Consider the following 20,995-nt stretch of genomic DNA (forward strand, 5'->3'; position numbering starts at 1 on the left):
TAACAGCCGGGCTGCAAAAAAAAAGGTGGCCTTTGAGATGCTTGAGCTGTGTGATGGGAAACTATCACGCACAGTTCTTAGAGGAGGAAACCAGGGCAATCTGGTTTCCTTACTCTTTCACTTTTTCCTGAACAACAAACCCCTTATTTTTTTAAGTCTGCATACTTAGTTGGATGAAAGATGCGTCGGGGGCTTGCCCCCGACGTATCTTTCTTACATATACCACCGATAAATGTGCGAACTTTTTACCTGTAAAGGTGAACAAGGCCTATATTTTTCTCAGTATTTGGGTATACAGGCTCTGCCCTTAAAATTTAGGGCTAAGGAATTCAGAGGAGGTTTTACCCTCTGCCATCAGGCGAAAGCTCCCTAACTTTTTCTCCAGACTCCGACAGAAGGTCCCCTTTCCATTCAGATACGTTCCGTGCTTCAGAAGAAAAGTTAGCCCCTATAATCGCTATTTCTTTTCCTTTATGGGTATAAGGGACAAAATAGTCTTTTTGGTAGATTTGCTGTAAAGCTTTATCCGCAGAGCCATCAAGTTTAAGCTCTAGAATGTAAGTTGTTTTAGGCATCTCTAGGACAACGTCTATTCGCCCTGTATTGACTGCCCGTTCCGATAGCGGATCAAATCCCATACCATGCAGCATAGATAGGAGCATCGCTTGGTAAGTGCACTCTTTGGCGCCTGCAAACACTTGGTAGGCAAAGCTGGAAAGCCCTACTTTTATATGATCAAAGAGAATGCCCACATCATGTTTTTCTAGCGCTTTTACAAACTTCTCCGAAGACTGCACATCTACACTATTTGTAAAATGCTTAACAAGAGAGTTCATGAAAGCCGTTCGTACTTCTTCGTTAGGAAGCCCTAAATGGTAACGTTTTGAGATAGAGTTGTAATCCTTAATGGTAAAATATCCGGCTTGATATATCAAAGCTTTTAAGTCGATGTCTTCTATAGAGCTGATATCCATCAGCTCATCACCCCGTGCTGTTGTTCTATCAAGAGAGATCATTGATTGGGGATGGCTTTTGAGTTGGTTCACCAAAAATAACGGTGTACCAGTGCTATACCAATAGCCTGCTGGCTCTTTTTTACTCATAAAATTGAGCGTAGAAAAGGGGTTATAAACACAAACATCACTCTTCGAGAACCGATAACCATTATACCAGCTTCGAACCTCATCGATGACCTTTTCTTCTGATACTAAATTCCCCTGTTCACTCTTCTCTTGAGCAATTATTTTGATATAATCTTGAAAAGTTGCCCTGAGCTCTTCTTCGGTGTATCCCATGATTCCTGCATACTTGGGATCCATTGTGATATCATTTAAATTATTAAGAGTAGAGAAAAGGGAAACTCGAGAGAATTTACTGATACCTGTTATAAATGTGAATTTTAAGTATTTGTCTAAGCTTTTAATTGTTCCAAAAAAATCTCTTAAAAGATCTCTATTCTGTTTCGCGATTTCAACAGATTGCAAATTATTAATAATTGGCCGGTCATATTCATCTATTAGAACAACAACCCGATTTTTTTCAGCAAGCTTTATTACGAGCCTTTTTAGTTGAGACTGGCTAGATGCGCCGGTAACAGATACACCATAAGCTGTAGCAATATCTTCAAGGGCTTCCTTTAACCCTGTTTCTAGCTGCTCGGGAGATGTACTTAGAATTTGAGCAAAATCAAAGTATAGAACGGGATATTCTTGCCAGTCATAGTCGCTATTGTAGATCTGACATTCTTTAAACAGCTCCCTATTCCCTTTAAAAATTTCTTCCAATGTATTAAGAAATAAAGATTTTCCGAACCTTCTCGGGCGGGATATAAAGTAATGCTTTCCTACTTCTATTAACTCTTTGGCAAACAGTGTTTTATCAATGTAAACTTGATCTTCTTCAAGGATTTCACGGATACTTTGAATCCCAATTGGCAACTTTTTCATTTGACTAAAGCTCTGAATTTCTGGTATTTGCCTTTATTTTAAGCAATCACTGCGAACTCTGCAACTGTAAAATTTTATCTTCCAAAAACTGTCGTGTAATGGGGAAACTAAAATTAGAGTATCGTTTTTATTTCTCTTTTATGTTATGTTTTCAATTACCCCTCTGGAGCGTGGGCCAGTTGGGTATTTGAGGCGAGGAAATAGGCTATGATAACCATCTATGATAAGGGAGAGCACGACGAAGAGTTCATTGAAATCCCTGAGCCTAAACAGGGATGCTGGATTCATGTCGAAGAAGCGACCACCAATGACATCAACCAGATCAGTAAGCTGATCGACCTCGATTATACCGACATGTATGACGCTCTTGATCGGTACGAAATCCCCCGTGTTGAAAGAGAAGACAAAAATGTCCTTATCTTCACCCGCCACCCCATCGATCCCGAAGCAGGGCTCTACACCACCACCTTCACCATCATCCTGACCAAAGATTACTTCATCACCATCTGCCCCCAAAAAAGTCAGATCATTAGCAACCTCATCTCCCAAAAGCCCAAGTTTAGCCCCTCCCAAAAGTCAAAGTTTCTGATCTACATCCTTCTCAAGATCACCCAAGAGTATACTCTTCAGATTAAAAAGATCCGAACCAACGTCCTCAAACAAGAAAAAAAGACCTCCCTTGTCGATAGCAAGGACATTACCAACCTGACAAGCTACGAAGAGGTTTTGAACCAGTACCTTTCCTCCCTTGTTCCGATGCGGGGAGTGCTCGAGTCGATCACCTCAGGTCGCTACACCATCCTCTACGAAAAGGACCAAGACCTTCTCGAAGATCTCCTCCACGCCAGCATCCAGTCCGAAGACCTCTGCTCGATCAATCTGCGGAGTATCCGCAGCCTACGCGACTCTTACCAGATTATCTTTACCAACCAGCTAAACAAAACGATCAAGCTCCTCACCGCGCTGACCATCATCTTGAGCATCCCCACGATGGTCGCCTCCCTCTACGGGATGAACGTCGGCCTCCCCATTGCCGAGATGAAACACGCCTTTTCGATCATCATGATCTTCATCGTGATTTTATCGATTTTCTCTTTGATTATTTTCCAACGGAAAAAGTGGCTATAGAGGTTTATTTCTTATAAAGCTCTGCCCATTTTCCAGCGTAGAGCTCATCAACAAGTGCTAAATGGTCTTGACTTGCTGCTACTAGTTTTTTAAGAGACTGCCAACAGCGAATACAGCGGATACGATCTTTGTACGTTTCATACTTCTTTGGAAGATCTCCATACTCTTTATGCTTTTCAACACGCTTTGCAAAGGTATCCTCTGTATTTATATGGGTATTTACGTCGATTTTTGCCCGCTTTTCAAGACGTGTTAATACATTAGACACCCCTCGATTTTTTAGATCATCTTTGTTCCCCATCCAGTCTTTATTAAAGTCGATACAAGCCCTTTCATAACCTGCAAAAACTTTCTCTAGCTCTTTGATCTTCTCGTCTAGTTCCTTAACAAGATGCTCTGCCGCTTCCTTTATTTTTTGTTGTTCGAGTGCTATTTTAAGCTCCTTATCTTGCTTCTTTCTTTCGGCTTCCCTTTTAGACTCTTCAATAGCTTTCTTTTCTGGATCCTCATGCTGAAGTTGTTGCGCAATTAAACTATCATGAGCAGTGTCTGGTAAGTTAGTCACCCTCACAAAACCTTTGGCCCAATTAGAATTAAAGCAAGCTGCAAAAGATAAGAAGAACGAAAGGGCAAAACAGATGGTGGTATTAAGAGCGCTTTTTCCCTCCTCAAAAAGGTGTTTGCGCGCCTCTTCTTCACCATAAATGGGGAATTTGCCGAGAGTTCCTAGAAGGGTCGATGCGCTATAATAAAAAATATTCCCCGCATTCATCAAAGTTGCAAGAAAAAAATTAACAGCAACGATTCCCTCCCCTTTATTAGCATTGACGTAGACTTGCTCGGTTCCCAATGCTTCCTCAGGGATCTGAAAAGGATACTGTCCAATATTAAGTGTTACAGTCTGCATAAAATTCCTTATGATTTTCAACCCGGATTGCTACCTAATATCAAATGAAGGGATTTTCAATTTTTTTTCAGGTTTATGGGGGCAAAATGACTACATACTTTGATAAAGTAGGGGTCATTTTATCCCTCTGAACCTGGAGAAAAAGAAAAATTCAAGCAGTTGACAGTAGGTAGCACTCCGGGGTTCAGAGAAATCATAGAAGAAATGGGAGTTTTAGGCCAGCTAAATCAGCAGAATAGCGGGATTTTCAAGGAATTTCTGGACGGTGCGGATGAATTTGGCTCCATCGGCCCCATCAACGACCCGATGATCGCTCGATAGAGAGATCATCATCCGCTTGCCGGGGACCACCTCTCCCCCTTTGACGACGGGGCAGTCGCGGATCCCCCCAACGGCAAGGATCGAGACCTGTGGCGGATTGATCACCGCTTGGAAATCGTGGATCCCAAACATCCCGAGATTGGAGATGGTAAAGGAGCCTCCACGGTATTGGTGAGGTTGGATCTTTCCCTCTTTGGCAAGGGTAGCCAGCTGCTTCACTTCAGCGGAGATCTGCCCCATGTTTTTATAGTCGGCATGACGGATAATCGGAGTGATCAGCCCTTCATCGATGCTCACCGCCACAGCGATATCGATCGTTTGGAAGCGGATGATCTTTTCCCCTGCAGCGTCGAAGCCGCTGTTTACAACGGGGTGTTCTTTCAGAGACAGGGCAACGGCTCGCATCACAAAATCGTTAAAGGTGACCTTGATGCCCGAGGCTTTGAGCTGCTCACGGAGGTTGATCATCTCCTCCACATCGATATCTTGTTGGATGTAGAAATGGGGAATAAAGGTTTTCGAAGCTTGGAGTTTGTCCCCAATCGCTTTCCGCATGGGAGTGATCGCCTCTTCGACATAACTTCCTGGCTTTTCGCTGGGCATTTTGGTTTGTCCAAAAGTGGCTGGAGCGTCGGGCTGACCGAGATCGAGATCGCGACTCATCACCCGCCCATCGGGACCACTTCCCTTCACCGAGGTGAGGTCAATCCCCTTTTCCTTGGCCAGTTTTTTCGCTAAGGGAGAGGCAGCAAGGCGCTCCCGCATTTCGGTTTCAAAGGCAAAGGTGTAATCTTCTAGAGGAGGTTCGATCGGAAAGGCTGCGGCTGCTAGCGTCACTCCACTTCCCTTTTGAGGAGAAGAAGGGGTTGCAGCAGCGGTTTCTCTCTCTTCTTGAGGAACCTCTTTTTCTTCTTTGATCCCTTCGGGGGTATACCCTTCAAGACTTTCATCTTGGGTTTCGGTAAAAATTGCAACCGCTTCGTTAACGCGGGCATCACTTCCCTCTTCGATGAGGATTTTTCTGAGGTACCCCCCATCGAGGGCATTGTGCTCCACCGTTGCCTTGTCGGTCGCCACTTCAAGGAGAAGCTCTCCATCTTTGACAAGATCGCCCTCTTTTTTGTGCCACTTGACAATGGTTCCCCCCTCCATTGTTGGTGAAAGTTTTGGCATGGTCAGGGTAAATGGCATCGGTATCAGCTCCTATAAATGCAAGGTTTGTTCAATCCCTGGTGACTCACTATGGGTAATTGAAGGGGTTTTCGATTTTTTTCTAGGCTTTGGTGGTTAAAAATTCCACATACTTGGGTAAAGTAGGGGGATTTTGAACCATCCAAGCCTAGGGAAAAAGAAAAATTCAAGCAATTATCCATAGGGAGTCACCAGGGATTCTATAGCCGCGCGAATTCGCTCGGGGTTCGGTTGCGACTCCCTCTCCAGTTCCTTGTTATAGGGAAGAGGGGTCTCCATCTGGCACACCCTTTTTAAGGGGGCATCTAAAAAGTCAAAGCACTGCTCTTGAATCTGGAACCCAATCTCGGCAGAAATTCCTGCAAAGAGGTGTCCCTCTTCGACAAGGACTGCAAAGTGAGTTTTTCGAACAGAAGCAGCAATCGTTCCCATGTCGAGAGGCTTGATCGTTCGGAGGTCAATCAGCTCGATTTGGATCCCCTTCTTTGCGAATTCATCGACCACCTTTTTGCAGTGGTGGAGCATCCGGCTATAAGAGATCAAGGTGAGGTGTTTTCCTTCTCGAAGAATCTTTGCTTTTCCAATCGGAACGAGATACTCCTCGGTCGGAATCTCCATCTTCATCCCATAGTCGAGCTCGTTTTCGAGATAGATCACCGGATTGTTATTGCGGATCGCAGACTTTAAAAGTCCTTTTGCGTCGTAAGGGTTACTCGGCGCCACAATAACAAAGCCAGGAAGGTTCCCATAAAGGGCTTCAACGCAGTGAGAGTGTTGACAGGAGACCTGGGCAGCCGCTCCATTGGGCCCGCGGAAAACAATGGGAACGTTAAACCGATTCCCCGACATGTAATACATCTTACATGCATTCGAAACGAGTTGGTCGAACGCAACAAAGGAGAAGTTAAAGCTCATAAATTCGACGATCGGGCGGAGCCCCGTCATCGCAGCGCCAATGCTTAAGCCTACAAAGCCATTTTCTGCAATGGGAGTGTCGATAATCCGCTCGGGTCCCCACTTATCGAGAAGTCCTTTCGAGACTTTGTAAGCGCCATTGTACTCGGCCACCTCTTCTCCCATGAGGTAAACCTTCTCATCTCGCTCCATCTCTTCATCGATCGCTTGCCGAATCGCTTCTCTTAATTCTATTTCTTGAGTCATGATGAACCTATCTCCTGCTCAAGCGGTTATTGTATTTCTTGGATTTTCGAGCAGATTTTTTTCCTGCATTTAAAGTACATTGTCCAACAGACAAGGACTTTAAATGAAGGGAAAAAAGATGCCGGAAAGACTGGAATAAAAGAACTGATTGAGCGGAAGATAGGTTCATTTCGAAAACACATCCTCTTCTAGGGTCATTAGGTCGGGACCTTCACTTTCCTCTGCAAACTTCATCGCTGCAATGACCCGCTCCTTTTGCTCTTTTTCGATCGCTTCAAGTTCCTCATCGGACATTTTCAACGCCTCTTTGAAGATATGGATCGGATCGCGCTCTTTGGCCTTTGCGAGCTCCTCTTTCGAGCGGTACAGTCCTGGGTCTGAGATCGAGTGGCCCCGGAACCGCTCGGTGACCGCCTCAACCAAGACGGGGCGCCCCGTCTGCAAGGTCTCTTCATAAATATGTTTAAAGCCGCCATAGCAGCTGAGGACATTCATCCCATCCAAGGTATAGGATTTGATTCCATAGGCGGGGGCAAAGTGCTCCGCAATGGGCTGAACACAAAGGGCGCGATGGGCCGCCGTTCCCATCCCCCACTGGTTATTTTCAATGACATAGACGCAAGGAAGGTCCCATAAAGAGGCGAGGTTGAGCGATTCATGAACCGCCCCCTGAACAAAGGCTCCCTCTCCTAAAAAGCAGACAGCGACACCCTTTTGTTTTTGGTACTTAAGGGAAAACGCAGCCCCTGTTGCAATCGGAAGGTGTCCTCCTACAATCCCAAAACCGCCAAGCATCCGGTCGGCATAGAGGTGCATCGACCCTCCCCGTCCCATCGCATTGCCCGTCTTTTTTCCATAGAGCTCTGCCATCATCTCATCGGGAGTGGCTCCCATCAAATAAGCTAGGGCGTGACACCGGTAGGTGGTGATCCACCAGTTGTTTTCTTTCCCCATCGCTTCAGTTGCAGCGGTTTGAATCGCCTCTTGACCCATATAGGCATGGAAGAATCCCCCCACCTTACCCTGTTGGTAGGCAGACTCGGCCCGCATCTCGAATTGACGGATGAGGACCATTTCTTTAAGCATTTCGCTCAGTTTCTTTTGGCCAAGCGCTTTTGCAACTTCATCGAGATTCGACTCAAAGAATTTATAATGAACCTTTTGCGCTGATTTTTTTGCCATAAATCTATGCCCCTTCTTGCTTTTCACCGTAGCTCATCGATCCTCCGAAGTCAATAAGGCATTGACTGCATCATTGGCATGCCACTTTGAGGGACAACATTCGGGCCGTTGGTCACAGGGGTTGCCCGCAGATCATCGTCTGGATGAGAAGTAAATTGGTAACAGCTGCTTACAATAGCCGCCAACGTCAGAAGTAGTAAAGCAATTCTCATATCTTATCCTTGTTTCGTAAGGTTCCATCTTACCACAAAAAAGGGATTTTGACAATTTTTAATCGCTTACGTTAACATAATTCTATGTCAAAACGACCCATCTATTACGATACAGAGACGACAGGGGTGCGGCCCGACAAGGACCGGATCATTGAGATTGCCGCCTATGACCCTGTTCAAGAGCGCACTTTTGAGAGTTTGATCAACCCCGGGTGCCCGATTCCTCCTGAGGCAAGCGCCATCCATAACATTACCGATGAGATGGTTAAAGATGCCCCCACCCCCGCTGAAGCGTTCAAAGAGTTTGCTGCTTTTTGCTCCGAAGAGGTGGTTCTCATCGCCCACAATAACGATGCCTTCGATAAACCCTTTCTCGAGCATGAGTTTCGCCGCAATGAGGTAACCCTCCCCTCTTGCCCTTACATCGACTCACTCAAATTTTCCCGGAAGTACCGTCCCGACCTCCCCCGCCACTCTCTCCAACATCTGCGGGAGTACCATGGGATCTCCGCCAACAATGCTCACCGGGCCCTTGATGATGTGATCATTCTCCACCAGGTCTTTTCCCTGATGATCGATGACCTAGCTATGGAGACGATCCTCGAGCTCATGAGTGAAAAGCAGGTTCTCCGCCACATGCCCTTTGGCAAGCACCGCGGGACTCCCCTAAAGGACATGCCCCCTGGCTATGTCCGGTGGCTCCACGAAAATGGCGCCCTCGATAAGCCCGACAATGCCGAGCTTAAAGAGGCCTTCCAGTCGTTGGGGATGCTCCCAAATTAAGTTTTACCTTGCTTTTCGACCAAAAATGTCCTATTTTTGGGTTGTCAAACGACCAAAAAGGAACCAATTTACCCCTGCCAAATAGCCATGTTCAAGAGAATCATAGACTTACACCTTAGGAATTGGAAGAACGATCCTTACCGCAAACCTCTTCTCCTTAGAGGAGCAAGGCAGGTGGGGAAAACCTACGCTGTTCGACAGCTAGGTCAAGAGTTTAAAAATTTTGTTGAAGTCAATTTCGAACAGCTTGAACAAGCAGCTGCCATTTTTGAAAAAGATCTCATTCCAGAAAAACTCATTATCGCTCTTTCTGTTCTTATAAATGCTCCTATTGTTCCTGGAGAAACTCTTCTCTTTTTAGATGAGGTCCAGCAAGCTCCCCGATCGATTTTAGCCCTCCGTTACTTTTATGAGCAGATGCCGGAGCTTCACGTCATTGCAGCTGGATCTCTTTTAGAGTTTGCGATAGAAAAGGTGGGCGTTCCTGTGGGCCGTGTCTCGATGCTCTACATGTATCCCCTATCACTTATGGAGTACCTTGTTGCAACAGGCGATACTTTACTTGCAAAGGCAATCTTTAATCATTCGGCTGGAGTTCCTATGGAGGAACCGATCCACTCAAAAGCATTAGAAAAACTCGGCGAATACCTTTCCATTGGGGGGATGCCTGAAACAGTCCTTCGCTGGACCCAAACAAAAGACCCAAATGCTTCTTTAAAAGTTCTGCAGCAAATTTCAGAAGCTTATAAGCAAGACTTTAAAAAGTATGCTAAAAAATCACAGATCAAGTATCTCGAGCTTCTCTTTCGCCAACCCCCTCATCTGATTGGAAGAGAGTTTTCCTATAGAGAAATCCATGGTGAATACCGAAAGCGAGAACTTGCCCCTGCCCTTGAACTTTTACAGCGGGCAAATATTATCCATATGATTTACCACACATCAGGACAGGGAATCCCTATCGGAGCTGATGTAAACTTTGACTCATTTAAAATTATCTACCTTGACATTGCTCTTTGCCAATCAATCCTAGGATCTGATGTTTCTATCTGGTTTTTGAATCCTTTAGAAGGTTTTAAAAATCGTGGAGAGATTGCAGAGGCTTTTATTGGCCAAGAGCTCCTCTGTTATTCTAACCCAAACAGCTCAGCAAGGCTCCATTTCTGGAAACGACAGCAAAAAAGTAGCAATGCTGAAATCGACTACCTTGTCCAAAAAGGAGATCAGATTCTCCCTATCGAGGTAAAAAGTGGCCATGGGAATACCTTAAGGAGCCTCAGCCTTTTCTTAGAAACCCATCCTAAATCTCGTACAGGCATCCGTTTTTCATCCCTAGACTACTCGATGCTTGATGATCTTGACTCCCGTCCTCTTTATGCTGCCGTTTCTCTTGCTCATGAGAGCCAGAAAGAAGCTATTGAAAGCCTTTTTTCTTCTTGATTCAGCGCCACATATTGCTTCATAATGGGGATAGGAGGAAAGCGTCATGACGATCAAAGGTGTAAAGCTATCAAGCTTAAAGAAAAAGGGAAGCCAGTACTACTATCGAGGACGGTATTGGACTCTCAACAAACCGGTTAAGTCTACAGCTAAGGGTAAAAAAATGATGGTCTTAGCGACCAAAATGGTTGATGGAGAAAGGCGGGTCCGCCTGATCCACTTCGGCGCCCTAGGCTATGGTCATAACTACAGCCGAAAAGCCAAAGACAATTACCTTAGACGCAGTGCTGGTATCCGGAACAAGAAGGGAGAGCTTGTCAAAGATGATCCCTGGAGCGCTAACTACTGGTCACGCAAAATCTTATGGCCTGCCCATAAGAAACCAACAGGGCCAAAAACTACACGGAAAGCGGCTTAGGCTTTGAGCGAAAATGGGTTTCCCATAGGAGGCGGAAGGGAGCGCAGCTTTCAAGGAGCTCTTCCTTGGTCCCTTCGGCGATCTTTTCTCCCCCTTCGAGGTAGACAATCCGGTCTGCATACTCGATGGTTGAGAGGCGGTGGGCAATCAGGATCTGCGTCACTTCGCCGTGGAGCTCTTTGATCGCGAGCTTGATCTTCTCTTCACTCACGGCATCAAGCGATGAGGTGGCCTCATCGAGGATCAGGATCGGCGCATGCTTCACAAGGGCGCGGGCAATGGCAAGGCGCTGTTGCTGCCCTCCAGAAAAGTTCTTTCCCGTTTCAGCAAGCATCGTGTCGTAGGTCTCGGGGAGGAGCTTGATAAACTCATGGGCATGGGCCTTTTTCGCTGCCTCAACAATCTCCTCTTTTGAAAAGGGCTTTCCATAGGAGATATTCGCCCCGATCGTATCGTAGAAGAGGAAGGGCTTTTGGGGAACAAAGGCGATCTGCTCTCGCACCGATTTTTGGGTGTAATCGTGCAAGGGCTTCCCATCGATGCGGATCTCCCCTTTTTGGATGTCATAAAGGCGGGGGATGAGCTGAACAATGGTTGATTTCCCTGCCCCTGTTGCTCCAACAAGAGCAACCGTCTCTCCCTTATTCACCGTGAAGCTCAGGTCTTTTAAGATCCACTCATCGCCATAGCGGAACCAGACCCGATCAAACTCGAGCGCTTTTTCAAAGCCCCCCAACGGCTTGGCATCAGGACGATCGATAATTTCAGGCTTGAGGTTAAGCACCTCATACATCCGTTCAGCAGCCACAACCCCTTTTTGAATATTGGAGTTTTCCTCAGCAAACTTTTTGACCGGCTCGTAGAAAAGATGAAGGAGCCCCACAAAAACAACAAGCTCAGAAATGCGCATCTCGAGAACATGAAGTCCCATGATGATGACAGTTGCTAAACAAGCGGTGGTGATCGTATGTAAGACGGGGCGAGTTAAGAGATCATACTTGGCGGTCTTACTCTCAAGCCGCGCCATCTGCTCATTTTGCTCCCGATATTTTTTGAAAGAGAAGGTTTCCATCGCAAAGACCTTCACCGTCTGGATCCCTGCTAAAAAATCGATAAGAACCGAGGTGAACCGCTCTTGGTTTTTCTGGAGCTGGCGGGTAATTCGCTTCACCTTTCGCGTCACAAAAACAACGGGCAAAACGATCAGCGGAAGGCCTAAAAAGATCACCATCGAGAGCTGCCACGACATCCAAAAGCAAGCCGCCAGCGTCGAAACAATGGTAAAGGGAGCCTGAATGTAGTTAATCAAAAAGGAGTTGATCGATGAAGCGATCTGGTTGGCATCTCCCGAGACCCGCGACGAGAGGGTTCCAATGTTATACTTTTGGAAAAAGCTCATCGGCTGGTGCTGCAGATGATCAAAATATTGCTGCCTTAGGTCCCGGCTGATCCGGATCGATAAAATCTGTGTCGTATACCGGCTAAAAAAGAGGAAAAAAGCTTTGACAAGGGCGACCAAGCAGAGGAGGGCAATAAAAGGCTTGACATTATGCTCGAAGCGGAAGTGGCGCTTGATCCGGTACATGACCCGTTTGAGAGGGTTAGCTCCCCTTTTCTTGATCATGAAGCTCCGCGCATCATCCTTGGTGATGACCTCTTCACTGCCGATCTTCTTCCACTTCTCCTCGATATCTTCCTTCGTCACATAGTCCTGCTGCTCTCCCTTTTCGTTCTTTGAAGCAAATAGGGAGAAGAAATCGGTCCCCGCATCAGTAATGACCCCAATGGTGAACATCTCCACCTGACTGGTAATGGTGAGCCCAATCAAGGCCCCAAAGGTGACGATGAATAGGGTCAGGTGGCGATGAACGCGAAGCGCTGCTTTAAGAAGTAGTTTCATAGAGGCTGATTATACCTCTAATGGCTCACTAATGTCAATCTAGCTAGCTTTTTCGACCGTCACCGCACCAAGCTTACGGAACTTTTGGTACCGCTTCTCGATCAGCTCGTCGGTCGGAACTTTGGCAAGCTTTTTGGCCTCTTTGAGGATAAACTTCTTGACTCCGTCGTAGACCGTTTGGGGGTTGTGGTGGGCGCCCCCTTGTGGCTCATCGATGATGGTGTCGATCACCCCAAATTCGAGGAGGTGCTCGGCTTGCATCTTAAGTGCTTCGGCCGCTTCTTCGTTTTTGGCTGCGTCGCGCCAAAGGATTGAGGCGCACCCCTCGGGAGAGATCACCGAGTAGTAGGCATGCTCGAGCATTCCCATCACGTCGCACACTCCCATACCAAGGGCTCCACCGGAGCATCCTTCGCCAATAAGGACGGAGATGATGGGGGTTTTGAGGTTGGCCATTTCGAGAAGGTTGGTTGCAATGGCAGATCCTTGTCCCCGCTCTTCTGCGGTCAGACCGGGATAAGCGCCAGGAGTATCGAGGAAAGAGAGGACGGGAAGGTTAAATTTTTCGGCAAGCTTCATCACACGGAGAGCTTTGCGGTACCCTTCGGGATGGGGCATTCCAAAGTTGCGGTAGAGGCGACTTTCAGTGTCACACCCTTTTTCCTGGGCGATAATGACAAACTTTTTTCCACCGATAATCCCAAGACCGGCAACGATGGCCTGGTCATCGCGGAAAAGACGGTCGCCAAAGATCTCGGTAAAGCTTTCACAGAGGTTTTTGATGTAGTCAATAGAGCGGGGGCGAGCGGGATGGCGGCAGATTGCAACCCTTTCCCATGGGGAGAGTTTGGAATAGACCTGTTGTTTGAGCTGCTCAAGCTTTTTCTCTAGCTTGAGAAGCTCTTCATCGGTCCAGATTCCATTGACCTTGTTCTGCTCTTTGAGCTGGGCAATAGCTTTTTCATGATCGATAATTTGCTTTTCATGATCTAACATAATATTACTCTTCTTTTCCTGGGATGTTTGCTTCATGGAAGTCGGTGACCACTTCAACCAATGTGGGCTTCGTGATGACAATGGCATAGAGCTCTTCGATATCTCCTTGCGCTAAACGGATGCACCCATCACTTTCGTAGCTTCCAATCGTTGAAAGATCTTCTTCATAGGTTTCGGTTTCTAGGTCATAGACCCATGGTGCTCCATGAAATCCATACCCACGGGGGTTGCCCCCCTCCCCATCAAACTCTTCTGTAAGGGGGATCCACCGGGTTCCAAAAACGCGGACCATTTCGATCTCATCGTCTTGGAAATAGCCCATATTTCCAGGACGATAAATGGCAACCTTATCGCCAAGCGAAAATTTTCCCTTCGGCGTTAAAAGTCCCGAATAAGAGTCTTCATCAAAACGGCCTAACCCCACTTTGTAGGTTTTGAGAAGGGTCCGCTCGTTTGTCTCTCCATCAATCGCATAAAACCACATCTTGCACCGGGAAAGATCGACAACAAGGTAAAAACTGAGCTCTTTTTTTAAGATGTTAAAGGTGTCGCCTGATGTGACTCTCTGCGTATAGTAATCTTTTTTTCCGTTGAGACTTCGGGCGATAAAATGACGCGAAGTGGAAAAGTGTGCAGCGTAGTCGGTCACCCATGCCGGACGCCCTTTTAACCAAGGGACTCGAGCGCGGTAACGGACGGTCTCCACAAGGGGAAGCTTGTGCCGCCCTGTGGTGAAAAGCCGCCAGACCTGGTCCTCTTCTCGGTCGGCCACCTCATCTTGAACTGGACGGAGGTATTGGTGCCCCTTTTCTTCAGGGGTAGCTTCTTCAATAGCCACCTCGATCGGCTTTGTAGCAACTTCTAATGCAACGCTTCCTTCCTTCTTCTTAAAAAGAGCTAAGCCTCCAATCACCGCAAAAAGGGTGAGGGCGCCGATTGAAATAACTTTTGGAATTGACAAATCTTTTTCTCCTTCGCGTCTAGTCTATAAAGTTTTTTGGGAAATTAGCACGACCTTTTCACTATTCTTTGATCTCCAAAAATCTCCCATTGTCTTATGGACAATGTTATCGATTTTAGGATATCAAATTCTAGCAAAAATTTAGGCGTAATTTCTTCAAAAAACTTTATAGACTAAACGCTAGCACAAATTATCTAGAATTTTGAATTCTTTTGCAAGAGGTTAAAATTTTACTTTACCGTCCATGCGTAAGGCTTCATTTTCTCCCCTAGAGGAAAGGCAATTAAAAATTCTGCTGACCAAAAATGGGCCTTTCCGGCAAGGGGAATCACCTCCATTTCTCCTTCAAAATGGGGCACTAAAGTCACCTCTTCCCCTTCACGGGTAAATAAAACAGTACCATTTTTTCCTCGGTACCGCTCAAGCGCCTTAGGCGCTAGGTGACACTCTTCACCGACATGGGCCCCATCAGCTGAGATGAAAAAGGCAAAGTAGAGCCTCTTTTCATGACTGTGGCGGATGGTCAGCTCAAAGTTCTCTTCCTCTCCTTTCATTTCAAAAAAGAGCCATTGTCTAGAGAGTGTCTGGGTCCATCCTTTAAGCTTTGAGGATTCCAGAGTAAGATCTTTAAATCCTTCTGCACTCCCATTTGAAGGACGAAAAATTCCATAGTGGTCCGAGTCAGCAAGGGGGGCGTCATGGGGACCAAAAGAGACGATATGGATCCCCTTTTTATGGAGCGATCCTAAACCTGTATTAAAACCGGAGGCTGTAGCGGCAAAACTCATCTCTCCATGGTGGTAACGGAGGAAACCAAGGCTTCGGTCAAGATTTGGAGACAATAGCTCTAACTTTGCATCTGGCAGAGAGACCTCTTTATCGATCAGCTTTTGAAACTGGGCGGCAAAAAGGGAGATAAAGGGGCTTGCTTGGTAATCTTCGTGGAGAGGATGGGGCGCTGCTTTGCAGTAGGAAATGATCGAAAAAAGGAGAGTGAAGACAGCGGAAAGCTCGGTGGGTTTGTACTCTTTTTCTTTGATCCACATCCCTTGAAAGAGTTTTCCTTCATGGTCGCACAGGGAAAGGCAAAAAGCAGCAATTTTTAACCCTGCCTGGAGAAGTTCTTCATCTCCTTGGGACCACCCGAGATAGAGGTAGACAAGGGCAATATGGCCATTTTCTAAAGGCTCTGGGATTTGTTTTTCTAAGGCGTGAGACCCTGTTTCTTGAAGGATGGCTCCCTTTTCAAGTTGTCGAATGTCAAGGGGCTCAAACTCCCCTTTTAAAAGGTAATTGGCGAGGGCTAGATAGGCCTCTTGAAGGGAGGCGGTTCTCCATAACCCTTGCGTGCGCGCTTGTTTGATCTGAGCGCTCAGCTCATCACTTTTTTCCCCTTGAAAGAGCTTGATTAAGATGTCCTGAATAAAAAAGGTCTCACCACTTTCTTCTTGCACATGCTCAAAAGAAGTCATGAGACCTGTCATCATCTTCCGCCCAAACTACTTTATTATAAAGCAGCTCCCTGCGCTTCTTCAGTCTCTATCAGGTTTTTCATCTTTTTTCCAGGAGTGAATTTCACTGCCCGTCTTTCTGGGATGATAATAGGGACTGAAGCATTTTTTGGGTTTCTTCCAATTTTTTGTTTTCTTTTTACAACTTCAAAAACTCCGAAGTCACGAAATTCTAATCGATCTCCATCAGAGAGATACTCTGTCATACAGTCTAAGAACGACTGTACAACAAGGCGTACCTCATTGGGATGTAGACCACGGCGTCTAGAAATCTCACTGATGAGTTTCTTTTTTGTTATCGTTGCCATATCACCCTGCTCCTTATAAAATTTAACAAAAGAGGTTAATTTCCTCTTCTCATGTCTTACTCTTTTCTTTCAACGAAAATATGAGAAAGAGTTTTGCTTAGTGCTAATCTTCATTCTCTTATCTTGTTGATTTTCAAGCAAGTTATTTCGTAAGATTTATGAGAATTTTCTTCTTTTTTCCAGAACCTAAAAGAAGATACTTGGCGCCGATAACATGTTTTGATTCGATTAAAAAAGTGGGGTCTTCTACTTTTTCGTTGTTGAGATAGGCCCCTCCATTTTTAATGAGGCGGACCGCTTCCCCTTTACTTGTGACCAGAGCTGCTTTTGCCGCAACATCGGCATATTTTTGATCGACAATCTCATCTGTTTTCATGGTGACGCTTGGCATATCGCGGGCAATTTCTTTTAAACTGTCGGGGTCAAGGGTTGCTTTGGAGCCAGGAGCTGCTGCTTCGGTGACCTTAAGGGCAATCGCGACTCCTTCTTCTCCATGAACAAAGCGGGTCACCTCTTCGGCAAGCTTTTTTTGTGCTTCATTGGGAGTGAAGTTTCCCGATGCAATCGCTTGGGCATACCGATCGATCTCTTCACTTTCCATAAAGGTGAGCATCCGCATGAGTTGGATCACATCGGCATCAGCAACACGGACAAGGTATTGATAGAATTGGTAAGGAGAGGTCCTTTCGGGATCGAGCCAGATCGCTCCCTCTTCACTTTTTCCAAATTTTGCTCCATCGCTCCGCATTAAAAGGGGAAAGGTCATTCCAAAAATGGGGGGACCGTCGAGTTTTCGGTTAAGCTCGATTCCAGCTGTAATGTTTCCCCACTGGTCGCTTCCTCCCATCTGGAGGTAGACCTCTTCGGCGCGAGCTAAGTGATAAAAATCATACCCCTGAAGGATCTGATAGCTAAACTCTGTAAAGCTCATCCCCTCTTCCGATTCGATCCGGCTCCGCACACTTTCTTTTCCAAGCATTGGACCAATCCGAAAGTGTTTCCCCACATCGCGTAAAAAATCAATCAATCCAAAGTTGCCTAACCACTCTCCGTTATTAAGGAGAACAGGGCAGTCTAAAAGACGCTCGAGTTGTTTCCCGATGGCTGCGATATTTTTTTCAAGCGTCTCTGAGGTGAGAAGGGGGCGCTCGGTTGATTTTCCTGAAGGGTCACCGATTTTCCCCGTTCCCCCACCTAAAAGGGCGACAGGGGTGTGACCAAACTTTTGGAGCCACGCCAGCGCTACGATCCCCACCAGGTTGCCCAAGTGCAAACTATCTGCTGTCGGATCAAAGCCAATGTAGCCTTTAAGAGGACTTTCGGCCCGTTTCTTGAGCTCATCACTCGTTATATTGTCGATGAAGCCCCGTTTTTCTAAAAAATCAATGAGATTACCCATGGGAACCAGTCTACCCTAGAAAAAGATTTAGCTCAAGGCTTCTTAAGAGCATCCATAAGGGAAGAGACTTTTTGGCTGATTGATGCCGCATTTTGGTTCTCGTCAAAAAGGGAGATCGACTTCTTTTTGAGAGCGGTACGGGTGGCCGCGTGTCGGGCGATCCACCTTTGGATCTCTGAAGATTTTCGTTTAAGGGCCTGAGGGGTGATCCCTTGATCCATCTCTTCTAGACGACGACGGAGCTTTTCCCTTGTCTTTCTTACTTTAACACTTTCTTCTGCAACTTTTCCTACCATAGCTCTAAGCTTAACAAATAAAAGTCTTGCCGTCAATAAAATAATTCCACAAAATCAAGAACATGGAAGATGTGATGAAACGGGCAGCCGGAATCCGAGCGGCAGAATTTATTGAAAATGGGATGCTTGTCGGGCTAGGAACAGGCTCGACCGTCTTTTATTTTATTGAGCGGCTCATCGAGCGGGTGAAGAAAGGGCTTGATATTCAGGTGGTTTCTAGCTCTCTTGCATCGGAAAAGCTGGCTCGGGAGGGAGGGATTCCCATTGCTGATGTCAATGAGATCACTTCGATACACATCACTGTTGATGGGGCCGATGAGATCGACCCTGAAAAAAGGATGATCAAAGGGGGTGGGGGCGCTCTTCTTAGGGAAAAGATCCTCGCCAACACAAGTCGGGAGATGGTGGTGATCGTCGATGAGACCAAGGTGGTCGAAAAGCTAGGAAAACATCCCCTTCCGGTTGAGATTCTCCCTTTTGGGCAAGAGGCAACGGTCGATAAAATCAAAAAATCGGGTTTCCAAGGCACACTTCGTGAGCATAATAAGGATGGCCCCTATGTGACCGATAATGGGAATTTGATCTATGACATTCATTTTGAAACCCTTCGTGATGATCCTGAAAGGGACCATGAAAGGCTCATCCACATCCCAGGTGTCTTAGAGACAGGGTTTTTCTTCAACCTTGCCGGCCGCGTCCTTGTTGGAAAAAGTAACGGAGAAGTTGATCACTGGAGCTAGCTGCGCTATAATGAAAGAAAGCAAGGGGGAGGGAGCATGGACTTTGAACTTATTCCGGTGCAGTTCAATAAGATCCTACAATCACAAAACTATACGGTCTTCATTTTGGGGACTGAAGAAAAGCAGTTCGCAATCTATACCTCCCCTCACGTCGGCCAAAACCTTCAAATACATCTTGCCGGCCAGATGAAACCCCGCCCCTACACCTATGATCTGATCAACGCTCTTTTTAGTGGGCTCAATATCAACCTATTGCAGGTGGTGATCACCGATGTTCAGGATACCCTCTACTTTGCCCGCCTCTTCGTTGAGCAAGAGACCGATGGAGTTCGGAATATTTTGGAGATCGATGCCCGCCCGAGCGACTGTTTGACCCTTGCCCTTGAAAATGAGATCCCTATCTACTGTACGAAAGAGGTTTTTGAAAAGACGGTCTCTATCGAGGAGTGATCAATCTCTTCAACATCCCAGGGAACATGATGAGATGAACGGGATAAAAGGCATACCAATAGAGGCGGCCAAAAACTCCTTGGGGACGGAAGATCGCTGTTTGGGTGAGCCGGTGCCCTTTCTCTATTTTTTCAATCTTAAAGTCGAGCCACGCCTCCCCTGGAAGCTTCATCTCTGCAAGGAGGGTGAGCCTCCTTTTTTCGGGATTGACATGGAGGACCCGCCAAAAATCAATCACATCACCTGCTTTTAGATCGGCCTGACTCCGCCGCCCTTTGCGCATCCCCACTCCTCCAACAGCCCGGTCAAAAAGGCCGCGGATCCGCCATGCCCAATTCATAAAGCACCACCCTTTTCGGTCTCCCATCTGCTGGACCCTTTTAAAAACCTCATCGGGGTCACCGGTAAAATCGATGGTCGCCCCCATCGACAAACATCCAAATTTTGGAATTTCAAAGTCCTCTGGAGGGGCGATCCCAGACGAAGACCAACTATCTTTCCAAGTAGACTCGACTTGATCGGCTGCAATTTTATCGAGCGCCAGGGTGACCGCCTCTTGATAGTTGAGACATTTTTGGGGAATGATCTTTTGGATCCGGTCATCGGAGCAGATGGCATTGTTTTTGACACTGTCGATCAAACTGCGTGCTAAGTAATAGTTCGTCGAAGTGATGAGAAGGAGCCAATAGGAGGAAAGGTGGGGACTAAAAAAGGGAACCGGGATCATCAGGCGGTGGAGCTTGCGCATTTTGGCATACCCCTCGAGCATCTCTTTATAGGTTAAAACATCGGAGCCTCCTACATCAAGGGTTTGCCCCATGCACCCAGCATGATCGATGACTTTCACAAGGTAGGCTAGAATATCCCGAACCGCAATCGGTTGACACAGGGAATAGACCCACTTAGGAGTCACCATAATGGGAAGCTTTTCAACAAGGTCGCGGATAATCTCAAAGGAAGCACTTCCCGAGCCAATAATAATCCCGCTGCGGAGCGAGGTTAGTGGGGGCTTGGCTCCTTTTAAAATCGTTTCGACTTCTAAACGGGAACGGAGATGTTTTGAAAGGTGAATGGCAGTGATCAACCCTGTCAGGTAAATCACCTGCTTGCAGCTGGTGGTATTGATATAGGAGACAAAATTTTCTGCAGCCCGTTTATCAAGAACTTCAAAGTCTTCATACTTATGCGCCATTGAGTGGACAAGGTAGTAAGCAACATCGATCTCTTTGGGAAGAGCTTCCAGACTTTCTTTTTTCAGGAGGTCTCCTTGGATCGCTTGTGCCTTGGATGGACGGATACTTTCAGGTCTCCGCGCCACTGCAATGACCTCATGCCCTTCTTCTAAGAGGAGTGGGATGAGTCGCGTTCCAATATAGCCATTAGCTCCAACAACTAACACACGTTTCATGGCCTTACTCTACAGGGCTAACGCATTAAAACAAAAGAAATTTACTCTTACCCTGCCTAGAAATTGAGGCAATATATAGGGGGTAAGCAGAAACTAGTGCTCTGTCAACCCTAAAATTGAGGATAGATTGGTTGAGATTTTTTCGGCTGACAAAGTGTGGAGATCGAATCTAAACTTTTATAAGTTTGTGAGATCGAACATGAAACCAGCCGGGAAAAGAGGCCTTATTCACCTTTTCGCATTTTCGCATTGTGACAAGAAGCTGTCACAACAAGTTGTCTCTCAAAGAGAAGAGACCATCTCTACAGTGAGATGAATCTAGGGTTCTGAATAAAGTAGC

The 20,995-nt window shown here is 46.4% G+C and carries 18 protein-coding genes and 1 pseudogene; 6 read left to right on the plus strand and 13 right to left on the minus strand.

The annotated features are described in order from the left end of the window. Positions 1-341: 341 nt before the first annotated feature. Positions 342-1,946, minus strand: coding sequence for an ATP-binding protein (locus tag NEPTK9_RS06250; protein ID WP_194847975.1), 1,605 nt, complete (start codon positions 1,944-1,946; stop codon positions 342-344). A 207-nt stretch (positions 1,947-2,153) separates the two neighbouring features. Between NEPTK9_RS06250 and NEPTK9_RS06255 the strand changes: the two genes are divergently transcribed. After that, entirely contained in the window at positions 2,154-3,074 is a 921-nt protein-coding gene (locus NEPTK9_RS06255; protein ID WP_194847976.1) for a magnesium transporter CorA family protein, read from the plus strand. A 4-nt stretch (positions 3,075-3,078) separates the two neighbouring features. Here the strand turns inward: NEPTK9_RS06255 and NEPTK9_RS06260 are convergent, their stop codons facing one another. The 4 genes from NEPTK9_RS06260 to NEPTK9_RS06275 all read right to left on the minus strand — a co-directional run bounded on the left by NEPTK9_RS06260 (position 3,079) and on the right by NEPTK9_RS06275 (position 7,836). Further along, on the minus strand, positions 3,079-3,981 hold the full coding sequence (locus NEPTK9_RS06260) for a hypothetical protein (protein WP_194847977.1): 903 nt from the start codon (positions 3,979-3,981) through the stop codon (positions 3,079-3,081). Positions 3,982-4,203: 222 nt separating this feature from the next. Continuing rightward, complete coding sequence (locus tag NEPTK9_RS06265) at positions 4,204-5,493, minus strand: pyruvate dehydrogenase complex dihydrolipoamide acetyltransferase (protein WP_194847978.1); 1,290 nt, start codon at positions 5,491-5,493, stop codon at positions 4,204-4,206. 174 nt (positions 5,494-5,667) lie between these two features. Further along, positions 5,668-6,654 carry an alpha-ketoacid dehydrogenase subunit beta gene (locus tag NEPTK9_RS06270; RefSeq protein ID WP_194847979.1) on the minus strand — a complete coding sequence of 329 codons (987 nt, stop codon included), beginning with the start codon at positions 6,652-6,654 and terminating at the stop codon, positions 5,668-5,670. A gap of 165 nt (positions 6,655-6,819) precedes the next feature. After that, positions 6,820-7,836: a thiamine pyrophosphate-dependent enzyme gene (locus NEPTK9_RS06275; RefSeq protein ID WP_194847980.1), complete on the minus strand. Its 1,017-nt coding sequence runs from the start codon at positions 7,834-7,836 to the stop codon at positions 6,820-6,822. Positions 7,837-8,132: 296 nt separating this feature from the next. On the opposite strand from NEPTK9_RS06275, the gene NEPTK9_RS06280 reads away from it, so the two are divergent. From NEPTK9_RS06280 to NEPTK9_RS06290, 3 genes are all read left to right on the plus strand, one after another. Further along, entirely contained in the window at positions 8,133-8,831 is a 699-nt protein-coding gene (locus NEPTK9_RS06280) for a putative quorum-sensing-regulated virulence factor (RefSeq protein ID WP_194847981.1), read from the plus strand. 87 nt (positions 8,832-8,918) lie between these two features. After that, positions 8,919-10,268: an ATP-binding protein gene (locus tag NEPTK9_RS06285; RefSeq protein WP_228547058.1), complete on the plus strand. Its 1,350-nt coding sequence runs from the start codon at positions 8,919-8,921 to the stop codon at positions 10,266-10,268. A 46-nt stretch (positions 10,269-10,314) separates the two neighbouring features. After that, on the plus strand, positions 10,315-10,686 hold the full coding sequence (locus tag NEPTK9_RS06290) for a hypothetical protein (RefSeq protein WP_194847983.1): 372 nt from the start codon (positions 10,315-10,317) through the stop codon (positions 10,684-10,686). Here the strand turns inward: NEPTK9_RS06290 and NEPTK9_RS06295 are convergent. The 7 genes and pseudogenes from NEPTK9_RS06295 to NEPTK9_RS06325 all read right to left on the minus strand — a co-directional run bounded on the left by NEPTK9_RS06295 (position 10,667) and on the right by NEPTK9_RS06325 (position 18,057). Then, positions 10,667-12,586 (minus strand): ABC transporter ATP-binding protein, encoded by a 1,920-nt coding sequence (locus tag NEPTK9_RS06295; RefSeq protein WP_194847984.1) that lies wholly within the window; start codon positions 12,584-12,586, stop codon positions 10,667-10,669. The genes NEPTK9_RS06290 and NEPTK9_RS06295 overlap by 20 nt on opposite strands. Positions 12,587-12,625: 39 nt before the next feature. After that, complete coding sequence (locus NEPTK9_RS06300) at positions 12,626-13,582, minus strand: acetyl-CoA carboxylase carboxyltransferase subunit alpha (protein ID WP_194847985.1); 957 nt, start codon at positions 13,580-13,582, stop codon at positions 12,626-12,628. 4 nt (positions 13,583-13,586) lie between these two features. Next, complete coding sequence (locus NEPTK9_RS06305) at positions 13,587-14,543, minus strand: L,D-transpeptidase (RefSeq protein ID WP_194847986.1); 957 nt, start codon at positions 14,541-14,543, stop codon at positions 13,587-13,589. A gap of 230 nt (positions 14,544-14,773) precedes the next feature. Next, positions 14,774-16,030, minus strand: coding sequence for a hypothetical protein (locus tag NEPTK9_RS06310; RefSeq protein WP_194847987.1), 1,257 nt, complete (start codon positions 16,028-16,030; stop codon positions 14,774-14,776). Positions 16,031-16,050: 20 nt separating this feature from the next. Next, positions 16,051-16,374 (minus strand): annotated as a pseudogene (locus tag NEPTK9_RS06315) (HU family DNA-binding protein); the annotation flags it as partial. A gap of 130 nt (positions 16,375-16,504) precedes the next feature. Further along, a complete protein-coding gene (tyrS, locus tag NEPTK9_RS06320) occupies positions 16,505-17,761 on the minus strand; it encodes a tyrosine--tRNA ligase (protein WP_194847989.1) in 1,257 nt (418 codons plus the stop codon). A 32-nt stretch (positions 17,762-17,793) separates the two neighbouring features. Next, positions 17,794-18,057, minus strand: coding sequence for a hypothetical protein (locus NEPTK9_RS06325; RefSeq protein ID WP_194847990.1), 264 nt, complete (start codon positions 18,055-18,057; stop codon positions 17,794-17,796). 74 nt (positions 18,058-18,131) lie between these two features. On the opposite strand from NEPTK9_RS06325, the gene rpiA reads away from it, so the two are divergent. Both rpiA and NEPTK9_RS06335 read left to right on the plus strand, forming a co-directional pair. After that, a complete protein-coding gene (rpiA, locus tag NEPTK9_RS06330) occupies positions 18,132-18,797 on the plus strand; it encodes a ribose 5-phosphate isomerase A (protein ID WP_228547060.1) in 666 nt (221 codons plus the stop codon). Positions 18,798-18,833: 36 nt separating this feature from the next. Beyond that, entirely contained in the window at positions 18,834-19,247 is a 414-nt protein-coding gene (locus tag NEPTK9_RS06335; RefSeq protein ID WP_194847992.1) for a bifunctional nuclease family protein, read from the plus strand. Here the strand turns inward: NEPTK9_RS06335 and NEPTK9_RS06340 are convergent. Continuing rightward, a complete protein-coding gene (locus NEPTK9_RS06340; RefSeq protein ID WP_194847993.1) occupies positions 19,234-20,655 on the minus strand; it encodes an SDR family oxidoreductase in 1,422 nt (473 codons plus the stop codon). The two genes, NEPTK9_RS06335 and NEPTK9_RS06340, sit on opposite strands and share 14 nt — an antisense overlap. Positions 20,656-20,995 lie beyond the last annotated feature (340 nt).

Origin of the sequence: Candidatus Neptunochlamydia vexilliferae (assembly GCF_015356785.1) — a bacterium.
GTDB classification, from domain to species: Bacteria; Chlamydiota; Chlamydiia; order Chlamydiales; family Simkaniaceae; genus Neptunichlamydia; species Neptunichlamydia vexilliferae.